General features: G+C 73.7%; 15 protein-coding genes. 8 read left to right on the top strand and 7 right to left on the bottom strand.

What is annotated here, in order from left to right:
* Positions 1-54: 54 nt before the first annotated feature.
* From GVV04_RS25325 to GVV04_RS25315, 3 genes are read right to left on the bottom strand one after another with little or no spacing between them, the layout of a single operon-like run.
* Entirely contained in the window at positions 55-1,119 is a 1,065-nt protein-coding gene (locus GVV04_RS25325) for a FecCD family ABC transporter permease (RefSeq protein WP_328822569.1), read from the bottom strand.
* Positions 1,116-2,162, bottom strand: coding sequence for a FecCD family ABC transporter permease (locus tag GVV04_RS25320; protein WP_161691183.1), 1,047 nt, complete (start codon positions 2,160-2,162; stop codon positions 1,116-1,118). Before GVV04_RS25320 ends, GVV04_RS25325 begins: the two co-directional genes overlap by 4 nt.
* A 53-nt stretch (positions 2,163-2,215) precedes the next feature.
* Positions 2,216-4,276: a multicopper oxidase family protein gene (locus GVV04_RS25315; protein WP_161691181.1), complete on the bottom strand. Its 2,061-nt coding sequence runs from the start codon at positions 4,274-4,276 to the stop codon at positions 2,216-2,218.
* Positions 4,277-4,416: 140 nt separating this feature from the next.
* Here GVV04_RS25315 and GVV04_RS25310 point away from each other — a divergent pair, with 140 nt between their 5' ends.
* Positions 4,417-4,776, top strand: a complete 360-nt coding sequence (locus GVV04_RS25310) for a YciI family protein (protein ID WP_161691179.1) — start codon at positions 4,417-4,419, stop codon at positions 4,774-4,776.
* 31 nt (positions 4,777-4,807) lie between these two features.
* Here GVV04_RS25310 and GVV04_RS25305 read toward each other — a convergent pair whose 3' ends face one another.
* A complete protein-coding gene (locus tag GVV04_RS25305) occupies positions 4,808-5,251 on the bottom strand; it encodes a cytidine/deoxycytidylate deaminase family protein (protein WP_161691177.1) in 444 nt (147 codons plus the stop codon).
* Positions 5,252-5,349: 98 nt separating this feature from the next.
* On the opposite strand from GVV04_RS25305, the gene hrpA reads away from it, so the two are divergent.
* Complete coding sequence (gene hrpA, locus GVV04_RS25300) at positions 5,350-9,390, top strand: ATP-dependent RNA helicase HrpA (RefSeq protein WP_161691175.1); 4,041 nt, start codon at positions 5,350-5,352, stop codon at positions 9,388-9,390.
* A 15-nt stretch (positions 9,391-9,405) separates the two neighbouring features.
* On the opposite strand, the gene rfbB is transcribed toward hrpA, so the two are convergent.
* Positions 9,406-10,446, bottom strand: coding sequence for a dTDP-glucose 4,6-dehydratase (gene rfbB, locus GVV04_RS25295; RefSeq protein ID WP_161691173.1), 1,041 nt, complete (start codon positions 10,444-10,446; stop codon positions 9,406-9,408).
* A 195-nt stretch (positions 10,447-10,641) separates the two neighbouring features.
* Positions 10,642-11,577, bottom strand: coding sequence for a LysR family transcriptional regulator (locus tag GVV04_RS25290; RefSeq protein ID WP_161691171.1), 936 nt, complete (start codon positions 11,575-11,577; stop codon positions 10,642-10,644).
* A gap of 77 nt (positions 11,578-11,654) precedes the next feature.
* Here GVV04_RS25290 and GVV04_RS25285 point away from each other — a divergent pair, with 77 nt between their 5' ends.
* From GVV04_RS25285 to GVV04_RS25260, 6 genes are all read left to right on the top strand, one after another.
* The gene (locus GVV04_RS25285; RefSeq protein ID WP_161691582.1) at positions 11,655-12,338 is read left to right on the top strand and encodes a succinate dehydrogenase cytochrome b subunit; all 684 of its coding nucleotides are present in this window, start codon (positions 11,655-11,657) and stop codon (positions 12,336-12,338) included.
* A gap of 2 nt (positions 12,339-12,340) precedes the next feature.
* Positions 12,341-14,278 carry a fumarate reductase/succinate dehydrogenase flavoprotein subunit gene (locus GVV04_RS25280; RefSeq protein WP_161691169.1) on the top strand — a complete coding sequence of 646 codons (1,938 nt, stop codon included), beginning with the start codon at positions 12,341-12,343 and terminating at the stop codon, positions 14,276-14,278.
* Positions 14,275-15,036: a succinate dehydrogenase/fumarate reductase iron-sulfur subunit gene (locus tag GVV04_RS25275; protein ID WP_161691167.1), complete on the top strand. Its 762-nt coding sequence runs from the start codon at positions 14,275-14,277 to the stop codon at positions 15,034-15,036. The genes GVV04_RS25280 and GVV04_RS25275 overlap by 4 nt, the downstream gene beginning before the upstream one ends.
* Positions 15,037-15,317: 281 nt before the next feature.
* Entirely contained in the window at positions 15,318-16,502 is a 1,185-nt protein-coding gene (locus GVV04_RS25270; protein ID WP_161691165.1) for a zinc-dependent alcohol dehydrogenase, read from the top strand.
* Positions 16,503-16,633: 131 nt separating this feature from the next.
* On the top strand, positions 16,634-17,644 hold the full coding sequence (locus tag GVV04_RS25265) for a serine hydrolase (protein ID WP_161691164.1): 1,011 nt from the start codon (positions 16,634-16,636) through the stop codon (positions 17,642-17,644).
* Between the two features lie 106 nt (positions 17,645-17,750).
* Positions 17,751-18,890, top strand: coding sequence for an MBL fold metallo-hydrolase (locus tag GVV04_RS25260; RefSeq protein WP_161691162.1), 1,140 nt, complete (start codon positions 17,751-17,753; stop codon positions 18,888-18,890).
* A gap of 67 nt (positions 18,891-18,957) precedes the next feature.
* Here the strand turns inward: GVV04_RS25260 and GVV04_RS25255 are convergent, their stop codons facing one another.
* Positions 18,958-20,469 carry a deoxyguanosinetriphosphate triphosphohydrolase family protein gene (locus GVV04_RS25255; RefSeq protein ID WP_161691160.1) on the bottom strand — a complete coding sequence of 504 codons (1,512 nt, stop codon included), beginning with the start codon at positions 20,467-20,469 and terminating at the stop codon, positions 18,958-18,960.
* Positions 20,470-20,523 lie beyond the last annotated feature (54 nt).

The raw sequence follows: 20,523 nt of genomic DNA, 5'->3' as shown, positions 1-20,523 counted from the left end.
ACACGGGGACATCGCCAGACCCGACCGGCGGGGAGGCGGGGGCGGGCGGGGGCATCAGGACGGCCTCCGGCGTCCGCGCAGCAGCAGGAAGATCAGGTACGGCCCGCCGATCGCGGCGGTCAACACGCCCGCCGGGAGCTGGGTGGGGGCGAGCAGCCGGCGGCCGGCGAGGTCGGCGAGGACCAGCAGCAGCGCGCCGAGCAGGGCGGAGCAGAGCAGCGGGGGGCGCTCGGCCCGGACCAGCCGGCGGGCGAGCTGGGGCGCGACCAGGGAGACGAAGTCGACGGCGCCGACCTGCGCGGTGACCATCGCGGCGGCGAGGACCCCGGTGCCGGCCAGGCCGATCCGGCGGGCGACCGGGCGGACGCCGATCCCGCGGGCGGTGTCGTCGTCCAGGGCGGTGCTGTTCAGTGCCCAGCCGGCCCAGAGCAGCACGGGCAGCAGCGCCAGCAGGGTGACCGCGATCCACGCCGCCTCGGTCCAGCCCTTTCCGGCGAGGGTGCCGACCAGCCAGATCTGGGCGCGCATCCCGTCGATCGGGTCGGCGGTCATCAGGACCACCTCGATCAGCGCCCGCAGCGCGAAGGCCACCGCGACCCCGGCGAGGACGAACCGCTGGGCGGCCAGCCCGTGCCGGGCGCCGAGGGCGAGCACCAGTGCCGCCGCGGCCAGCCCGCCGAGCAGCGCCGCCGGTGCGACCAGGACGGCGGCGGCTCCGCCGGTCAGGGCGATGGTGGCGGCCAGCCCGGCGCCCTGGGTGATGCCGATGACGTCCGGGCTGGCCAGCGGGTTGCGGGCCACGCTCTGGATCAGCGTGCCGGCGATGCCGAACGCCGCGCCGGCCACGGCCGCGAGCACGAGTCGGGGCAGCCGCAGGTCGAGCACCACCAGGTCGTACGGGGTGCCGGCGCCGGAGAGGGCGCGCAGCACGTCGGTCGGGGCGACGTACGGGGTGCCGAGGGAGAGGCTGAGCACCCCGGCGGCGACGAGCAGCCCGGTCAGCGCGGCGGCGACCAGCACCGGCCGGCGGCGTACCGGCACCCGCAGTGGGCCGAGGCGCAGCAGGGTCCGGCCGGGCGGGGCGGACCGGGCGCGGGTCCCGGTGGCGAGGGCGCTCACGCGGTCACCACCCGGGCTCGGCGGACGAGGAAGGCCAGCAGCGGGGCGCCGATCAGCGCGGTGACCACCCCGGCGGGCACCTCGCCGGGCGGGGCGACGAGCCGGCCGACGACGTCGGCGCCGAGCAGCAGGGCGGGTCCGAGCAGGGCGGCGACGGCGAGGGTCCACCGGTGGTCCGCGCCGACCAGGGCGCGGGCCAGGTGCGGCACGGCGAGCCCGACGAACGCGATCGGCCCGGCCGCCGCCACGGCCGCCCCGGTGAGCAGTACCCCGGCCGCGCCGCCGCCGAGGCGGACCAGGCCGATGCGGTGGCCCAGCCCTCGGGCCACGTCGTCGCCGAGGGCGAGTGCGTCCAGGCCCCGGGCGACGAGGGCGGCCAGTACGAGCCCGGCGAGGACGAGCGGCAGCACCTGACCGGTCACGCCGACGTCCCGGCCGGTCAGCCCGCCGACCACCCAGAACCGGTACTCCTCGAAGGTGCGGGCGTCGATGCTGAGCAGCGCGTACACGACGGCGCCGAGACTGGCGTCGAGCGCGGCGCCGGTCAGCGCGAGGGTGACCGGCGAGGCGCCCTCGCGGGTCCGGTTGGCGACGGCGAACACGGCCAGGCCGGCCAGGAGCGCCCCGGCGACGCCGAACCAGACGTACCCGGCGAGGCTGCCGACGCCGAAGACGGCGATGGCCAGCACCACGCCGCACGACGCGCCGGCGCTGATGCCGAGGATGCGCGGCTCGGCCAGCGGGTTGCGGGTCAGGGCCTGGAACAGCACCCCGGCGACGGCGAGGGCGAGACCGACGACGATGCCCAGGGTGGTGCGCGGCATCCGCAGCTCGCGGACGATGGTGGTGGCGTCCCCGCCGTCGGGGGCGACCAGCGCGTGCCACACGTCGTCGGGCGCGAGCGGCCGGCTGCCGAGGGCGAAGCTGGCGAGCACGGCGAGCGCCAGCACCGCCGCCGCCCCCACGGTGACGGCCACCCGTCGGCCCGACCCGCGGGCGGGCCGGTTGGCGGCCCGGATCGGCCGCGCGGCGACGGTGGTCACGAAACTCCCTCAGCTTAGGCTCGCCTTACCTTAGCTGAGCTGCTCGGACTCGCCTAACCAGCGGATGTCGATCCGGGATCGCGTGCGCCGTGCAGCATTCCCGCGCCCAGGGCGGCGGCCCCGAGGGCCGCCACGCCGGCCAGGCCGAGCCCGGAGGAGCCCGCCGCGCGGAGCCCGCCGTCGCCGGTCGCCGCCCCGCCGGAGGGCACGACGTCGTACGGCCGCATCATCTCGTTGTCCTCGTGCTCCAGCAGGTGGCAGTGCCACACGAACCGGCCCGGCAGGTCGAACCGGGCCTTGATCCGGGTCACCTCCCCGGGGAGCACGGCCACCGTGTCCAGCCACCCGCGCTCGGCCGGGCTCGGCGGCTGCTGGCCGGTCGGCCCCCGCCCGACCAGCTCGAACTGCACCTGGTGCAGGTGGATCGGGTGGGCGGCCGGGGTGAAGTTGTGGAACTCCCAGACCTCCGTGCCGTGCAGCCGTGGCGTCTCGGTGACCGGCGCGTTCCAGCGCAGCGGCACCGCCCCACCGTCCCGGTCGACGGTGCCCAGCAGGGCGGCCACCGGGCCGGCGCCGGGCGACGTCGACATCGTCTCGTTCAGCGACAGCCGGCGGACCCGTTCGGCCGGGCCCAGCGGTCGCGACGACGGCAGGTCGAGCTGGTCCGGCGGGACGCTGCGGTCCGGGCCGGTCGCCTCGGTGACGACGAGCTTCAGCACCTGGCCGGTGGTGTGCGGGTCGGCCGGCTCGACGTCCGCCCCCGGCCGGCCGGCCAGCCCGTCCGGGCCCTCGTTGACCAGGTACAGCTCGGTCCCCGCCGGCACGTCGGAGAAGTCGACCAGCGCGTCGACCCGGGAGCCGCCGCCCAGCGGCAGCTTGCCCAGTCGCACCGGCGCCGGCAGGAAGCCGCCGTCGCTGCCGATCTGCCAGAACGGCACCGCCGGCCGGGCCGGCCGGGCCGTGGGGTGCGCCGCCACCGACAGCAGCAGGAACCGCGAGTTGCAGCCGTTGAGCAGGCGGAACCGGTAGCGCCGGCGTTCCACCTCCAGCACCGGCCAGGTGCGGCCGTTGACCACGATGGTGTCGGCGAAGACGGCCGGGTGCCACATCGGGGGCACGTCCGTCTCCGGCGCGTACCGGCCGGGACGGCCGTCGAACTCGGCCCGGCTGGCGGGGTAGCGCAGCGAGCCGTCGGCGAAGAAGCTGCGGTCCTGGATCACCAGCGGGATCTCGTGGTGGCCGCGGGCGGAACCACCGGCCGGGCCGGTCGCCGGGCCGGGGAGCACCCCGGGCGGCAGGTCGGCGTCGCCGCCGCGCAGCAGGTACAGGCCGATCGGGCCGGCGTACATGGTCAACCGGGTCAGGCCAAGGGCGTGGTCGTGGTACCAGAGGGCGGTGGCGCGCTGGTCGTTGGCGTACTCGACGGTCGCCGCGCCGGGCGACCACCGGGTCCCGCGGTAGTCGGCGTACCGGTCGCCGAACTCGCGGTACGAGCTGCCGTACCGCGCGTACCCGGCCGGGAGGTCGCGGCAGCTCGGCAGGTACCAGGCCTCCGGGTGGCCGTCGCTCTCCTGCCGGTTGTGCCCGCCGTGCAGGTGCACGACGAGCGGCACCGGCCCCCGGTAGGGGCCCGGCGTGCGGCGGAAGTGGCCGGCGTGGTCCCGCCCCTCGTCGCCGCCGGCCGGGTTGGCCCAGTGCAGGGTCGGGTCCACCGGGAGCAGGTGCGGCAGGTACCGGCCGCGCCGGTCGAGGAGCTGGTTGACCCAGGTGACCCGGACCGGCCGGTCGGCCCGGGCCTCGATGGTGGGGCCCGGGTACCGGAAGCTGCCGGGGTGGGCCGCCGAGCCGAAGCCCCAGACGGTGGTGGGCGGCAGCGACCGGGGCAGGACCTGCTGGCGGAACTGCCGCACCGCGACCGCGTACTCGTCGGCGTCGGGGCCCCCGAGGTCCCGGGGCATGGTCCTGGGGACGGGGAGCGGGGTGACGTACTTCGGGATGCCACGCGGGTCCAGCGGCGGGGCCGGACGCGACCCGGCGACGGCCCATCCGGCCGGCGCCAGCGCGGCCGCGCCGCCCGCCGCCCCCGCGATGAGCAGACCTCTCCTGGAGACCATTCCCCCGCACCTCCCCGCGTCGTCGTCCCGAGACCGAGGCTAGAGGGAAGAAATTTCGTTTGAAGTGGCAAAAGCCGCGATCTCCTCGGAAACCCCCGTTCAGGCGATGGCGGCACCATTCACCCCCATACGCTGGTCGCATGGAATTCGACCAGCACACCGTCGTGCTCCTGTCCTGGCCCGAGGACGCCCCGGAGCTGCCCCGGGACGCGGCGGACCGGTTGCGCGACGCCCACCTGGCCCACCAGGCGGGGCTGGTGGAGCAGGGCCTCGTCCTGGCGGTAGGTCCCTTCCTCGACCCCGACGACGACCGGCTGCGCGGCTTCGCGGTGCTCGCGGTCGATCGGGCGGCGGCCCGCGAGCTGTACGGCAACGACCCGGCGGTCCGGGCCGGCCGGCTCGTCGTACGGGTGATGAGCTGGCTGGTGCCGCAGGGCAACGTCCGGTTCGGCGGCGTGCCGATCCCCCGGTCGATGCTGGAGATGGCGGCGGGCGACTGAGCCGGCACGGGCCACGGGACCCCCGGGGTGGTCAGCCCGCGGTGCCCTCGCGGGGGGTCGGCACCCCGGCGCCCGCGTCGATCTGGTGGTCGGCCCAGACGTACTCCGTGGGCAGCAGCTCGGCGACCGGCACGGCGCGCAGCGCGTCCGCCGGCCCGACGATGACCCGGATCGACGGGAAGTAGTCCAGCAGCACCTGCCGGCACCGGCCGCACGGCGGGATGACGCCCCGCCCCCGGTCGCCCACCGCCACGATCGTCTCCAGCCCGACCACGCCCTGGGTGGCGGCGGCGCCGATCGCGACCACCTCGGCGCACGGCCCACCGGTGAAGTGGTACACGTTCACCCCGGTGAAGACCCGCCCGTCGGCGGTGCGGGCGGCGGCGGCGACGGTGTGGTTGTCGCTTCGGCAGCGCAGCTTGGCGACCGCCGTGGCGGCCTGCACCAGCGCCCGGTCGGTGTCTCGCATGGTCATTCTCGGCGCCCCCGCGGTCGGTGTCGGTCGATGGTCAACTCTAGACGGCGGTAACCAGGGGGCGGTCCGCACTCGGGCTGCCTATCCTTGGCGACGACATGCAGAATCCAGCCGCACCCGCCGCACCCGCCGCGCCCGACACCGTCCGCGAGCTGCACCGCCGCCTGCCCGCCCTGATGTTCCGCGACCAGCGCCGGCTACAGCGGCGCCTCGACGGCGTCCGGCGGCTGCGCGACCCGCAGCGGCGCGAGGCTGCCCTGACCGAGATCATCGCCGACGTGGCCCGGGCCGAGCAGCGGCTCGCCGACCGCCGGGCGGCCGTGCCCGTGATCACCTACCCGGCCGGGCTGCCGGTCAGCGACCGCCGGGACGACATCGCCGCCGCGATCCGCGACCACCAGGTGGTGATCGTGGCCGGCGAGACCGGTTCCGGCAAGACCACCCAGCTACCGAAGATCTGCCTGGAGCTGGGGCGCGGGGTGCACGGGTTGATCGGGCACACCCAGCCGCGCCGGCTGGCCGCCCGGACGGTGGCCGACCGGATCGCCGAGGAGCTGGGCACCGAGCTGGGCGACGTGGTGGGCTACAAGGTGCGCTTCCACGACCAGGTCGGCGACCGCAGCCTGGTCAAGCTGATGACCGACGGCATCCTGCTGGCCGAGTTGCAGACCGACCGGATGCTGCGCCAGTACGACACGTTGATCATCGACGAGGCGCACGAGCGCTCCCTCAACATCGACTTCATCCTGGGGTACCTGCGGCAGCTCCTCCCCCGCCGGCCCGACCTCAAGGTGATCATCACCTCGGCGACCATCGAGACGGACCGGTTCGCGAAACACTTCGCGGACCCCGAGGGCAGGCCGGCGCCGGTGGTCGAGGTGTCCGGGCGGACGTACCCGGTGGAGCTGCGGTACCGGCCGCTGGTCGAGGTCACCGAGGCCGAGGCCGACGAGGCCGACGACGAGGAGAACGTCCGCGACCAGATCCAGGCGATCGGCGACGCGGTGGAGGAGCTGGCCGCCGAGGGGCCGGGCGACATCCTGGTCTTCCTCTCCGGCGAGCGGGAGATCCGGGACACGGCCGACGCGCTGGCCAGGCTGGTGGAGAAGAAGCGGTCGTTGCTCGGCACCGAGATCCTGCCGCTGTACGCCCGGCTGTCGTCCGCCGAGCAGCACCGGGTGTTCGCCCCGCACCCCGGGCGCCGGGTGGTGCTCGCCACCAACGTCGCGGAAACCTCGCTGACCGTGCCCGGCATCAAGTACGTGGTGGACCCGGGCACCGCCCGGATCTCCCGGTACTCCAGCCGGCTGAAGGTGCAGCGGCTGCCGATCGAGCCGGTGTCCCAGGCGTCGGCCAACCAGCGCAAGGGCCGCTGCGGGCGTACCTCGGACGGCATCTGCATCCGCCTCTACGACGAGCCGGACTTCCTGTCCCGCCCGGAGTTCACCGACCCGGAGATCCTGCGCACCAACCTGGCCTCGGTCATCCTCCAGATGACCTCGATCGGGCTGGGTGACGTCGCGGCGTTCCCGTTCATCGACCCGCCGGACCGGCGCAACGTCGCCGACGGGGTGAACCTGCTGTACGAGCTGGGCGCGCTCGACCCGGCCGAGACCGACCCGGACAAGCGGCTCACCCCGCTGGGCCGGCGACTGGCCCAGCTCCCGGTCGACCCCCGGCTGGCCCGGATGGTCCTCGAAGGCGAGCGCAACGGCTGCGCCACCGAGGTGATGGTGATCGCCGCCGCGCTGTCCCTCCAGGATCCGCGCGAGCGGCCGGCGGAGCGGCAGGCCCAGGCCGACCAGGCGCACGCCCGGTTCGCCGACCGGGAATCCGACTTCGTCGCGCTGCTGAACCTGTGGCGGTACCTGCGGGAGCAGCAGCGGGAGCTGTCGTCGAGCGCATTCCGCCGGATGTGCAAGGCGGAGTACCTCAACTACCTGCGGGTACGCGAGTGGCAGGACATCGTCAGCCAGCTCCGCCAGGTGCTGCGTACCCCCGATCAGGGCGGCGGCGGGCGCGGCGCGAAGGAGGCCGGGGCGGACGGCGGCCGGCGCGGCCCCGCCGCGGACCTGCCGGAGGAGATCGACACCCCGAAGGTGCACCAGTCGCTGCTGGCCGGCCTGCTGTCCCACGTCGGGCTCAAGGACCCGCAGAAGCACGAGTACCTGGGCGCGCGGGGGGCGAAGTTCGCCCTGTTCCCCGGGTCGGCGCTGTTCAAGAAGCCGCCGCGCTGGGTGATGGCCGCCGAGCTGGTGGAGACCTCCCGGCTGTGGGGGCGGGTGGCCGGCCGGGTCGAGCCGGAGTGGGTCGAGCCGCTGGCCCAGCACCTGGTCAAGCGCAGCTACAGCGAGCCGCACTGGGAGAAGAAGCAGGCGGCGGTGCTGGCGTACGAGAAGGTCACCCTGTACGGCGTGCCGCTGGTCACCGCCCGAAAGGTGAACTTCGGCCGGATCGACCCGGTGCTGTCCCGGGAGCTGTTCATCCGGCACGCCCTGGTCGAGGGCGACTGGCAGACCCACCACCAGTTCTGGCAGGACAACCAGCGGCTGCTCACCGAGATCGCGGAACTGGAGAACCGGGCCCGGCGGCGGGACATCCTGGTCGACGACGAGACGATCTTCCAGTTCTACGACGAGCGGATCCCGGCCGACGTGGTGTCCGGGCGACACTTCGACGCCTGGTGGAAGCAGACCCGCCGGGAGCAGCCGGACCTGCTCATGTTCACCCGGGAGCTGCTGGTCAACGCCGGCCGGGGCGGGGTCGCCGAGGACGACTACCCGGACGAGTGGCGGACGGAGGGGGTGACTTTCCCGCTGACGTACACCTTCGATCCGGGCACCTCGACCGACGGGGTGACCGTGGACATCCCGCTGCCGCTGCTCAACCAGGTGCCGGTGGAGAGCTTCGACTGGCAGGTCCCCGGCCTGCGCGAGGAGATGGTGATCGCGCTGATCCGGTCGCTGCCCAAGCCGGTCCGGCGTAACTTCGTCCCGGTCCCCGACTACGCCCGGGCGGCGCTCGCCGCGATCACCCCGGGCGAGGAGCCGCTGCTGGACGCGCTGACCCGGCAGCTACGCCGGATGACCGGGGTGACCGTGCCCCGGGACGCCTGGGAGCCGGCGAAACTCCCCGCCCACCTGCGGGTCAGCTTCCGGGTGCTCGACGAGGAGAACAAGCCCGTCGCCGAGGGCAAGGACCTGCCGGCCCTGCAACGCCAGCTCCGCCAGGAGGTGCGCCAGGTGGTGGCCGCCGCCGCGCCGGAGGTGGCCCGCACCGGGCTGACGGAGTGGGGAGTCGGCGCCCTGCCGCGCACCATCGAGCAGGTCCGCGCGGGGTACGCGGTGACCGCGTACCCGGCGCTGGTCGACGAGGGGTCGACGGTCGGGGTGAAGGTCTTCGACTCCGAGGCCGAGCAGGCCGCCGCGCACTGGGCCGGCACCCGGCGGCTGCTGCGGCTGACCGTGCCGTCCCCGGCGAAGTTCCTCCAGGGGCGGCTGTCCAACGAGGCGAAGCTGGCGTTGAGCCGCAACCCGCACGGCGGCGTGCAGCAGCTCATCTCCGACGCGGCCGGGGCGGCGATCGACAGGCTGATCGCCGAGGCCGGCGGCCCCGCGTGGGACGCCGAGGGCTTCGCCGCGCTGCGCGAGCGGGTCCGCGCCGACCTGGTGGACACCGTGGTCGAGGTGATGGGGCGGGTGCGGCAGGTGCTCGCCGCCGGGTACGCCGTCGAGCAGCGGCTCGGCAAGACCCAGAACCTGGCCGTGGTGGCCGCCCTGGCCGACATCCGGGTCCAGCTCTCCGGCCTGGTGCACGCCGGCTTCATCACCGAGGCCGGGTACGCCCGCCTGCCCGACCTGCTGCGCTACCTGACCGCGATCGAACGGCGGCTGGACCGGCTGCCGGGCAACCCGCAGCGGGACCGCCAGCAGCAGGACCGGATCGCGGTGGTGCAGAAGGAGTACGCCGACCTGCTCGCCGCGCTGCCGCCGAGCCGACGACAGTCGGCGGCGGTACGGCAGATCCGCTGGATGATCGAGGAGCTGCGGGTGAACGTGTTCGCCCAGGCGCTCGGCACCCCGTACCCGGTCTCCGAGCAGCGGATCTACCGGGCGATGGACGACGCCGAGGGCCGCTGAGCCACCCGGGGTGGGTCAGTGCACCGGGGCGGGCACCGCCCGGCCGGCCGGGAACCCCCGCACGGAGTTGGTCAGGCCGGCGGGGCGGGCCTCCGGGTACGCGTGCGCCCACCAGGCCCGGTTCTCCCGGTACCAGTGGAAGACCTCGGACAGCCCCTCGGCGAACCGGATCCGCGGCTCGAAGCCGAGCTCGTCCTGGATCTTGGTGTAGTCGAGCGAGTACCGCTGGTCCTGGACCTTGCGGTCGGCGACGTGCCGCACCCGATCCCAGCCGGCCCCGGCGAGCAGCAGGATCTTCTCGGCCAACGCCTTGTTGGTCAGCTCGACGTCGCCGCCGATGTTGTAGACCTCCCCGGCGCGGCCCTTGCCCAGCACCAGCGCGATGGCCCGGCAGTGGTCGTCGACGTGCAGCCACTCGCGGACCGCGCCGCCGTCGCCGTGCAGGGTGATGTCCCCACCGGTGAGCAGGCTGGTGACGAAGCGCGGGATGACCTTCTCCACGTGCTGGTAGGGCCCGTAGTTGTTGGCGCACCGGGTGATCGACACGTCGACGTCGAAGGTGCGCCAGTACGACCGTACGACGTGGTCGCTGGCCGCCTTCGACGCCGCGTACGGCGAGTTGGGCTCCAGCACGCAGCGCTCGGTCCACGCGCCGTCGGTGATCGACCCGTACACCTCGTCGGTGGAGACGTGCACCACCCGGCCCACCCCGGCGCGGGCGCAGGCGGCCATCAGGCGGTGCGAGCCCATCACGTTCGTCTCGAAGAACGGGGCCGGGTCGTCGATGGACCGGTCCACGTGCGACTCGGCGGCGAAGTGCACCACCGCGTCGTGCCCGGGGACCAGGTCGGCGAGCAGCGGCCGGTCGCAGATGTCGCCGCGGACGAAGGCCAGTCGGGGGTGGTTGGCGGGCAGGTTGTTCCGGTCGCTCGCGTAGGTCAGCTTGTCCAGGACCGTCACGTGGCAGTCCTCGAAGCCGACGTACCGCCCGTTGAGCAGGCTCCGGACGAAGTGTGAGCCGATGAAGCCGGCACCGCCGGTAACCAGGATCCTCATGTGGTGGCCTCCCTGCCACGCGAGCCCGCGTGTCGACTTCGCCTTCGACAGGCCGACGGGGCGTCGTGCCTGTGCAAGGCTTCACCATAGGGGACCAACAGGAGCAACGCGGCTGATACAACGCCCTTAAGGACTATTTAACTCAAGCGCGGCACAAGGGGCGACATACGCGCACCGTTCCCTCGACCGGGTCCCTCACCGCGGCTCCACCCCGGGCGGGAGGCCGTCCGACTCGATCGCGGTGTGCACGTAGTCCATCAGGATGCGGCGCAGCTCGCGCCCGGCGTGGGTGGGCACGACGTCGCGGCGGCGGGCCACGGCGATGGTCCGGCGCACCCCCGGCGGGGCCAGCCGGGTGACCCGGATGGCGGGGCGGCGGGCCACCACGATGCCGGGCACCAGCGCCACCCCGAGCCCGGCCTCGACGAAGCTGAGCACGGCGTCCATCTCGCCGCCGTCGACGGAGAGGGTCGGCTCGAAGCCGGCCTCCCGGCACGCCTGGAGGGTGGCGTCGCGCAGGTCGTAGCCCTCGCGGAACATGACCAGCGGCTGGCCGCGCAGGTCGGTGATGCGCAGTTCGCCGGCCGCAGAGGTGCCGGGGACCTCGTCCAGCGAGGCCACCACCAGGCTCTCCCGGAGGATCTCCTCGGTGCGCAGCCCCGGATCCGCGCCGTGGGCGGGCATGATGATCAATGCCAGGTCGAGGTCGCCGCGGAGCAGGTCGCGGACCAGGTTCTGCGAGCCGCCCTCCTCCACCCGCAGGTCGACGGCGGGGTGGGCGTCGCGGAACCGGCGCAGCACCGGCGGGGCGAGCGCGGTGGCCAGGCTCGGGGTGGCGCCGAGGCGGACCCGGCCGCGCCGCAGCCCGACCAGTTCCTGGACCTCTCGGGTGGCTGTCTCGACGTCGGCGAGGATGCGCCTGGCCAGCGGGAGCAGCACCTCGCCGGCGGCGGTGAGGGCGATGTTGCCCCGCACCCGCTCGAACAGCGGCGCCCCGAGGGAGGTCTCCAGGGCGTGAATTTGCTTACTCAACGAGGGCTGGGTTATGCCGACGACATCGGCCGCCTGGGTGAAATGTCGCACTTCCGCGACTGCGACGAAGTAGCGGAGCTGATGGAGCTGCATCTGCATAGCCTATGGCTATCAAGACTGCGAGGTCCATGCATTGGACGACTGATCGATGTGCTCCTAGCGTCGGTCGAGTGGTAATCACGAAATCTCGGTCGCCCATCCGCTCCAACGTCGGCCTGAAGGCCGTCATGGCGGTGACGGGCATCCTCCTCATGCTGTTCCTGATCGCCCACATGCTCGGCAACCTGAAGATCTTCACCGGCGAGACCGCGTTCGACCACTACGGGCACTGGCTGCGCGACGTCGGCACGCCCCTGCTCCCGTCGACCTGGTTCCTGTGGATCCAGCGCATAGCGCTGCTGGTGGCCGTGCTGGGCCACATCGCCGCCGCCACGGTGCTCGCCCTGCGCGCCCGCGCCGCCCGCCCGGTGCGGTACGCCCACCGCAAGCCGGTCCGGGGCAGCTACGCGGCCCGCACCATGCGCTGGGGTGGGGTGATCATCCTGCTCTTCGTGATCTACCACATCCTGGACCTGACCACCGGTCACCTGAACCCCCAGGGCGATTCCAGCAACCCGTACGGCAACGTGGTCGCCGACTTCGCGCCGGAGCGCTGGTACGTCACGCTCTTCTACACCCTGGCGATCGTGGCGCTCGGCTTCCACCTGCGCCACGGCGCGTTCAGCGCGTTCCGCAGCCTCGGCCAGCAGACGCCGAGAGGCGAGCGCCGGGCGCGTGCCGCCGCACTCGTCTTCGCCGTCGCGCTCTGCGCCGGCTACCTGGCGGTCCCGTTCGCCGTACTCACCGGATTGGTGGCCTGACCATGGATCTGTTCACCGAGGGCGACCCGATCGCCGACACAAAGGCTCCCAGCGGGCCGGTCGAGGCCCGCTGGGACACCCGCCGGTTCGAGGCCAAGCTGGTCAACCCGGCCAACCGCCGCAAGATGACGGTGATCGTGGTGGGCACCGGCCTGGCCGGCGGGTCGGCCGCCGCCACGCTGGCCGAGCAGGGCTACCGGGTCAGGTCGTACTGCTACCAGGACAGCCCGCGCCGGGCCCACTCGATCGCCGCGCAGGGCGGAATCAACGCCGCCAAGAACTACCGCAACGACGGCGACTCGGTGCACCGGCTGTTCTACGACACCGTGAAGGGCGGCGACTTCCGCTCCCGGGAGTCGAACGTGCACCGGCTGGCCGAGGTGTCGGTCAACATCATCGACCAGTGCGTCGCCCAGGGCGTGCCGTTCGCCCGCGAGTACGGCGGCCTGCTCGACACCCGGTCGTTCGGCGGCGCGCAGGTGCAGCGCACCTTCTACGCCCGGGGCCAGACGGGCCAGCAGCTGCTGCTCGGTGCGTACCAGGCGCTGGAGCGGCAGATCGGCTTGGGCAACGTCGAGATGAACGCCCGGCACGAGATGCTGGAGCTGGTCGTCGTCGACGGCCGGGCCCGGGGCATTGTGGTCCGGGACCTGGTCACCGGCGAGATCAGCACCGAGATGGCCGACGCGGTGGTGCTCGCCTCCGGCGGGTACGGCAACGTCTTCTTCCTCTCCACCAACGCCAAGGGCTGCAACGTCACCGCGACCTGGCGGGCGCACCGCAAGGGCGCCTACTTCGCCAACCCCTGCTACACCCAGATCCACCCGACCTGCATCCCCGTCTCCGGCGACCACCAGTCGAAGCTGACGCTGATGAGCGAGTCGCTGCGCAACGACGGTCGGGTGTGGGTGCCGAAGGCCACCGGCGACGACCGCGCGCCCCGGGACATCCCCGAGGACGAGCGGGACTACTACCTGGAGCGGATCTACCCCGCCTTCGGCAACCTGGTGCCCCGGGACATCGCCTCCCGGGCCGCGAAGAACGTCTGCGACTCCGGCCGGGGCGTCGGGCCGACCAAGCTCGGCGTCTACCTCGACTTCGCCGACGCGATCGACCGACTCGGCCGCAAGGCCATCGAGGCCAAGTACGGCAACCTCTTCGAGATGTACGAGCGGATCACCGGCGAGGACCCGTACCAGGTCCCGATGCGGATCTACCCCGCCGTGCACTACACGATGGGCGGCCTCTGGGTCGACTACGACCTCCAGTCGACCATCCCCGGGCTGTTCGTGATCGGCGAGGCGAACTTCTCCGACCACGGCGCGAACCGGCTCGGCGCCTCGGCGCTGATGCAGGGCCTGGCCGACGGCTACTTCGTGCTGCCCAGCACGATCGCCAACTACCTGGCGTCCGGGCCGCTGGAGAAGGTCGACGCGAGCCACCCGGCGGCGGTCGAGGCCCGCGCCGACGTGGAGGACCGGATCCGGCGGCTGCTGGCGGTCGACGGCGACCGGACGGTCGACTCGTTCCACCGCGAGCTGGGCCAGCTCATGTGGGAGCACTGCGGGATGGAGCGCAGCGAGGCCGGGCTGCGCAAGGCGATCGACGAGATCCGGGCGCTACGCGAGCAGTTCTGGCAGCGGGTCCGGGTGCCCGGCGACGGCGAGGGGCTCAACCAGTCACTGGAGAAGGCCGGCCGGGTGGCCGACTTCTTCGAGCTGGCCGAGCTGATGTGCGTCGACGCCCTGCACCGCGAGGAGTCCTGCGGCGGTCACTTCCGGGCCGAGCACCAGACCCCGGACGGCGAGGCGCAGCGCGACGACGACCGGTTCGCCTACGTGGCGGCCTGGGAGTACACCGGCACCGGTGAGCCGGCCGTGCTGCACAAGGAAGACCTGAAGTTCGAATACGTGCACCCGACGCAGCGGAGCTACAAGTGAACCTGACCCTGCGCATCTGGCGCCAGCCCGGCCCCGAGGACAAGGGTCGGATGGTCACCTACCAGGTCGACGACGTCTCCCCCGACATGTCGTTCCTGGAGATGCTCGACGTGCTCAACGAGCGGCTGACCCTCTCCGGCGAGGAGCCGGTGGCGTTCGACCACGACTGCCGCGAGGGCATCTGCGGCATGTGCGGCCTGATGATCAACGGCGACGCGCACGGGCCGCAGCGCGGCACCACCGCGTGCCAGCTGCACATGCGGCAGTTCTCCGACGGCGAGACGATCGACATCGAGCCGTGGCGGGCCCGCGCCTTCCCGGTCATCAAGGACCTGGTGGTCAACCGGGGCGCCTTCGACAAGATCATCGCCGCCGGCGGGTACATCACCGCGCCGACCGGCAGCGCCCCCGACGCGCACGCCACGCCCGTGGCCAAGGCCGACGCGGACGCCGCCTTCGAGTCCGCCGCCTGCATCGGCTGCGGGGCCTGCGTGGCGGCCTGCCCGAACGGCTCCGGCATGCTCTTCACCGCCGCCAAGCTCACCCAGCTCTCGCTGTTGCCGCAGGGCCAGCCCGAGCGGTACACCCGGGTGATCGGGATGGTGGACGCGCACGACGAGGCCGGCTTCGGCGGCTGCACCAACGCCGGCGAGTGCACGGTGGTCTGCCCGAAGGGCATCCCGCTGAACACCATCGGCCGACTCAACCGCGACTACCTCACGGCGACCGCCAAGGGCGGCGGCACCCCGGGCTCCTGACCCGCAGCACCGCACCCGACCGCCGCGCCCCACCGAGGGCCGGCGGTCGGCCGACGGACCTCCCCCTCCCCGCGTGGTCCCGGTGCGCGCACTTTCACGGAATGCGGGGCCATAGCGCGCGTCGATGCCACACATTCCGTGAAAGTGCGCGCAGGGGAGGTGGGGTGGGGGTGGGGATGGGGGTCTGGGCGCGAGCCACCGGCGCCCATGCCTCCGGTTCAACGGCCCCGACGCGGGTAGCAGTTCCGTAGGGGCGGCACCGACGAGGAGACGATGACGACATGAAGGCACTGACCTGGCAGGGCAAACGGGACGTCCGGGTCGAGGAGGTGCCGGACCCGCGCATCGAGGAGCCGACCGACGCGATCGTCCGGATCACCTCCACCGCCATCTGCGGCTCCGACCTGCACCTGTACGAGGTGCTCGGGCCGTACCTGAAGCCCGGCGACGTGCTGGGCCACGAGCCGATGGGGATCGTCGAGGAGGTCGGGTCCGGGGTGACCCGACTCAAGCCGGGCGACCGGGTGGTGGTCCCGTTCAACATCTCCTGCGGCTCCTGCTGGATGTGCGACCGGCAGCTCTACGCCCAGTGCGAGACCACCCAGGTGACCTCGGAAGGCAAGGGCGCCGCCCTGTTCGGCTACACCTCGCTGTACGGCTCGGTGCCCGGCGGGCAGGCCGAGTACCTGCGGGTGCCGCACGCCCAGTTCGGGCCGATCAAGGTCCCGGCGACCGGCCCGGACGAGCGCTGGCTGTACCTGTCCGACATCCTGCCCACCGCCTGGCAGGCGGTGAAGTACGCCGACACCCCGCCCGGCGGCACCCTCGCGGTGTTCGGGCTGGGCCCGGTGGGGCAGCTCTGCGCCCGGATCGGCCGGCACCTCGGCGCCGACCGGGTGATCGGGCTGGACCTGGTGCCGGAGCGGCTGGAGATGGCCCGCCGGCACGGCATCGAGACGCTCGACGTCAGCCGGCTCGACAACGTGCCCGACGCGCTGATCGACCTGGTCGACGGACGCGGACCGGACGCGGTGATCGACGCGGTCGGCATGGAGGCGCACGGCTCCACCTCGGGCAAGGTGGCCCAGGCCGCAGCCGGGATACTGCCGGACAAGCTGGCCCGGACCATGACCGACCGGGCGGGCGTGGACCGGCTGACCGTGCTGCACGCCGCGCTGCGGGCGGTCCGCCGGGGCGGAACGGTGTCGATCTCCGGGGTGTACGGCGGGGAGGTCGACCCGATGCCGCTGATGGAGATGTTCGACCGGGGCGTCCAGGTGCGGATGGGTCAGTGCCACGTGCGCCGGTGGACCGACGAGATCATGCCGCTGCTCTCCGGCGACGGCGATCCGCTGGGCGTGGCGGACCTGCGGACCCACCGGGTGCCGCTGGCGCAGGCGGCGCAGGCGTACGAGATGTTCCAGAAGAAGGAGGACGGCTGCGTCAAGGTCGTGCTCGCGCCGTGACCCGTACGGCGGTGGCCACGGCGTCGTCGGTCGCCGGCCCCGATGACCGGTTTCCGGGGCCACCGGAATCGATCTCTTCCCCTAGGGTGGCGGTGGAACGGATGATCCACAACCGCCGACGGGGGAGACGAATGACGATCAGGGTGAACCGCAGGGCTGCGCTGGGGCTCGGCACGGTGGCCACCGCCGGCACGGTGCTCGGCGCCGGCACGCCGGCCTCCGCCGCCGCCATGCGCCCCCGGTCGGCGGCCAACCCGACCGAGGCCGCGAGCTGGGTGGCTGCCCGGTACGCCCTGGAGTCGACCCTGGCCGGTGGCAACTGGCAGGCGTACGTGACCGTCGCCAACTCGTCCGCCGCCCCGCTGGTGGCCGTCGCCGACGAGGCCGACACCCAGATCGAGGCCTACAGCGTTAACAAGATCGCGGTGGCCACGGCGGTGCTGGACAAGGTCGACCGGGGGCTGCTCACGCTCGCCCAGCAGGTCGACGTGACGGCGTCGATCGTGGTGCCCGGCGGGGACGGGATCTTCAGCCTGGACGGCGCGTACCCGAGCAGCGTCACCCTGGGGCACGTGCTGGCGAACCTGCTCACCGTCTCCGACGACACCGCCGTCCGGCTCTGCGGCCTGGTCTGCCCGGCGGCCGAGCTGAACCAGATCCTGGTGACGAAGGGCTTCCCGAACACGCAGGTGCAGCCGGTGGCCAACCCGAACCGGTTCTTCCTCGGCACCAGCACCCCCCGGGAGACGCACAACCTGCTGCGGGCGCTGGTCGCCGGCACGCTGCTGTCGGCGTCCTCGACGGCGTTCCTGCTCGGGCTGCTGCGCTCCCCCGTCGCGTTCACCGACGGCATCCGGCGGGAGATGTCCTCCGCGCAGCGGGCCCGGATCGCCACCAAGGCGGGCTGGTTCGACGACGCCCGGCACGAGGCCGGGGTGATCTTCGACGCCGCCGGCGCGGCGGTGCTGACGTACGCCCTGTTCGCCGACGGGCAGGCCGACGCGGGCAACTTCGGCGCGACCCACCCGGCGGTGCAGGCCCGGGCCCGGATGGGGCGCAGCTTCCTGACCACCATCGACGGGCTGACCGGCGTCGGCACCATCCACCGGCCGAGCGTGCGGCGGCCGAGCAACGGCGGCTGACCAGGCCCCGAGCACCCGCGCGGCCGAGCCGACCGGCGCTTGGCGCGCGGGCACGGCGGCGGACTACCGTGTACTGGCGGGACACCGGCGGAGGGGGCGCACGACAATGGGGGAACCAGCGGAACGGGCCGTTGCGCGGGCGCTCGGGCGGCGGCTGCGCGGCGCGGCCGGGCTGGCCGCGCTCGCCGGCCTGGCCTGGGTGGCGCGGGACGTTCCGGCGGCGCTGGGCGGGCGGCTGACCGGGGCGCGCGCCGCACGGGCGGCCCGGTCGCCGCAGTTCCGCGACGGCACCTTCCACAACCGGCCGAGCACCCGCACGATGTCCGGCGCGTCCGACCGCAACCTGGTCCGCGAGCTGATCTTCGGCAAGCAGAAGCGGCGGCCGGCCGCCGCCGTCCCGCTGCGGCGGCCGGCCGCCGCGCCCGCCGCGACCGAGCGCGAGCTCAACGTCGTCGGGTACGGCCACCCCTCGGCGCTGATCGAGATCGAGGGGCACCGGGTGCTGATCGACCCGGTGTGGAGCGACCGGTGCTCGCCGTCGGCGGTGGTCGGGCCGCGGCGGCTGCACGAGCCACCGGTCGGCCTCGACGAGCTGCCCGCCGTGGACGCGATCCTGATCTCCCACGACCACTACGACCACCTCGACATGGCCACCGTGCGGGCGCTGCTGGCCGGGCAGTCGGCGCCGTTCCTGGTGCCGCTGGGCGTCGGCGCCCACCTGGACCGCTGGGGCGTGCCGGAGCACCGGATCGTCGAGCTGGACTGGTCGGAGAGCCACCGGGTGGGGCCGCTGACGATCACCGCCACCGCCGCCCAGCACTTCTCCGGCCGGGGGCTGCGCCGCGACGGCACGCTGTGGAGCTCGTGGGTGGTGGCCGGCGCGCACCGCCGCCTCTTCTACACCGGCGACTCCGGCTACTTCGACGGGTACGCCGAGATCGGCGCCGAGCACGGCCCGTTCGACGTCACGCTGATGCAGATCGGCGCGTACGACCGGGCGTGGCCGGGCATCCACATGTTCCCGGAGGAGGCCGTGTCGGCCCACCTCGACCTGCGCGGCGGGCTGCTCGTCCCGGTGCACTGGGCGACGTTCAACCTGGCTTTGCACGACTGGTCGGAGCCGGTGGACCGGATCTGGGCCGAGGCGAAGGCCCGCGACGTGCGGCTGGCCGTGCCCCGCCCCGGCGAGCGGGTGGTGGTCGACGACCCGCCCGCGGTCGACGGCTGGTGGCAGTCGATCGCCTGAACACCCAGGCCGCCCCGTCCACGCCGCGCTGCCTCGCACCGTCCGCGCCGCACCGTCCGGGCCGTCGTCACAGCACGAAGGCGTCCGTCCACAGCGCTCCGGAGCGGCCGGAGAGGGCGTCCAGCATCGCCACCGCCTGGCCGTCGGTGAGCTGCGCGACGAAGTCGATGATCGCCCGCCCCCGGGCCCGGCCGACCCGGTCCGGGGTGCGCGGGTGCAGCTCCGCCTCGGCCAGCTCGACCAGGTCGTGCAGCCGGCGCGGCAGCCGGGACTCCTCCTCCGGGTCGAGCAGCCACTCCCACAGCGCCTCGACGAGGGTGCCCAGCAGCCGGGCCTGGCCGCGCTGGTGCAGGGCGAGGTCCGGCCTCGCCAGCACGAACCGGTGGTGGACGAACTTGAGCACCTGCACCTCGTGCCACTGCGCCGGGGCGAGCAGCACGTGCCCGGAGCGCACCGACGGGGCCTCGGTCACGGTGATGGCGTCGACGAACCGGGTGGTCCACCGGGCGGAGAACCGCGCCACGTACTGCTCCGCCTCGATCGAGCCGTCGAACGGCATGGTCAGCAGCCCCTCGACCAGTTCCTCGCGTACGTGCTCGACGGCGGCGGCGAACGCCTCGTCGTCGGCGATCCAGGCGTCCTTGCGGTGCAGTTGCCGGCGCAGCCGCTCGATCGCCGCCCCGGGCCGCCGGGCCGCCCCGGCCAGGGCCGGCTCGGTGACCGCCCGGAAGTGCCCGTTCTCCCGCTGCCAGGCCGTCAGCTCGGCGGCCACGGCACCCTGCTGGAGCACCCCGACCCGGTAGAAGTCCTCCACGTCGTGGATGGCGTACGCGATGTCGTCGGCGGTGTCCATCACCGACGCCTCCACGGTCTGCTGCCAGTCGGCGATCCGCCCGGCGAACGGCTCCCGGGCCTGCCGCAGGTCGACCAGCTCCGTGCGGTACGCGCCGAACTTGGCCGAGCCGCTGTCCGGGTCGTCGGGCGGGGCGGCGGCGCCCCGGGGCGGCGGGGCGAGGTGCCGGGGGTGCGGGTCCGGGTGGTCCAGCCGGGTCCACGGGTACTTCAGCAGGGCCGCCCGGACCGCCGCGGTCAGGTCGAGGCCGGTGGTCGCCGCGCCCCGGATCTCGGTGCTGGTGACGATCCGGTACGACTGCGCGTTGCCCTCGAACCCGTCGGCCAGGCCGAGCCGGTGCCGGGCCAGCCGGTCGAGCACCCGCTCCCCGAGGTGCCCGAACGGCGGGTGGCCGAGGTCGTGGGCGAGCGCGGCGGCCTCCACCACGTCCGGGTCGCAGCCGCCCAGCTTCTCCAGCAGGCCCCGCCAGCGGTCGTCGGCGGTGAGCCGCTCGGCGATCGCCCGGGCCACCTGGGCCACCTTGAGGCTGTGGGTGAGCCGGTTGTGCACGAGCAGCCCGGAACCGCCGGGGCTGATCACCTGGGTGACCCCGCCCAGCCGGGTGAAGAAGGGCGAGGCCACGATCCGGTCCCGGTCGGCCCGGAACGGGCTGCCGGCGAGGTCGCCGAGGGCCCGGGCGCTGCCGCCGAAGAGCCGACGCGCTCGCGGGTCAGCGGGAGGTTCCATGATCGCCACGCTAGCGCAGCCGGCGGCTCGGGTCATCCCGGTGACCGGCGCGGT

The sequence above is a fragment of the Micromonospora rubida genome (assembly GCF_009908295.1).
GTDB classification, from domain to species: domain Bacteria; phylum Actinomycetota; class Actinomycetes; order Mycobacteriales; family Micromonosporaceae; genus Micromonospora; species Micromonospora rubida.
This window is presented reverse-complemented; position numbering and strand designations above follow the sequence as displayed.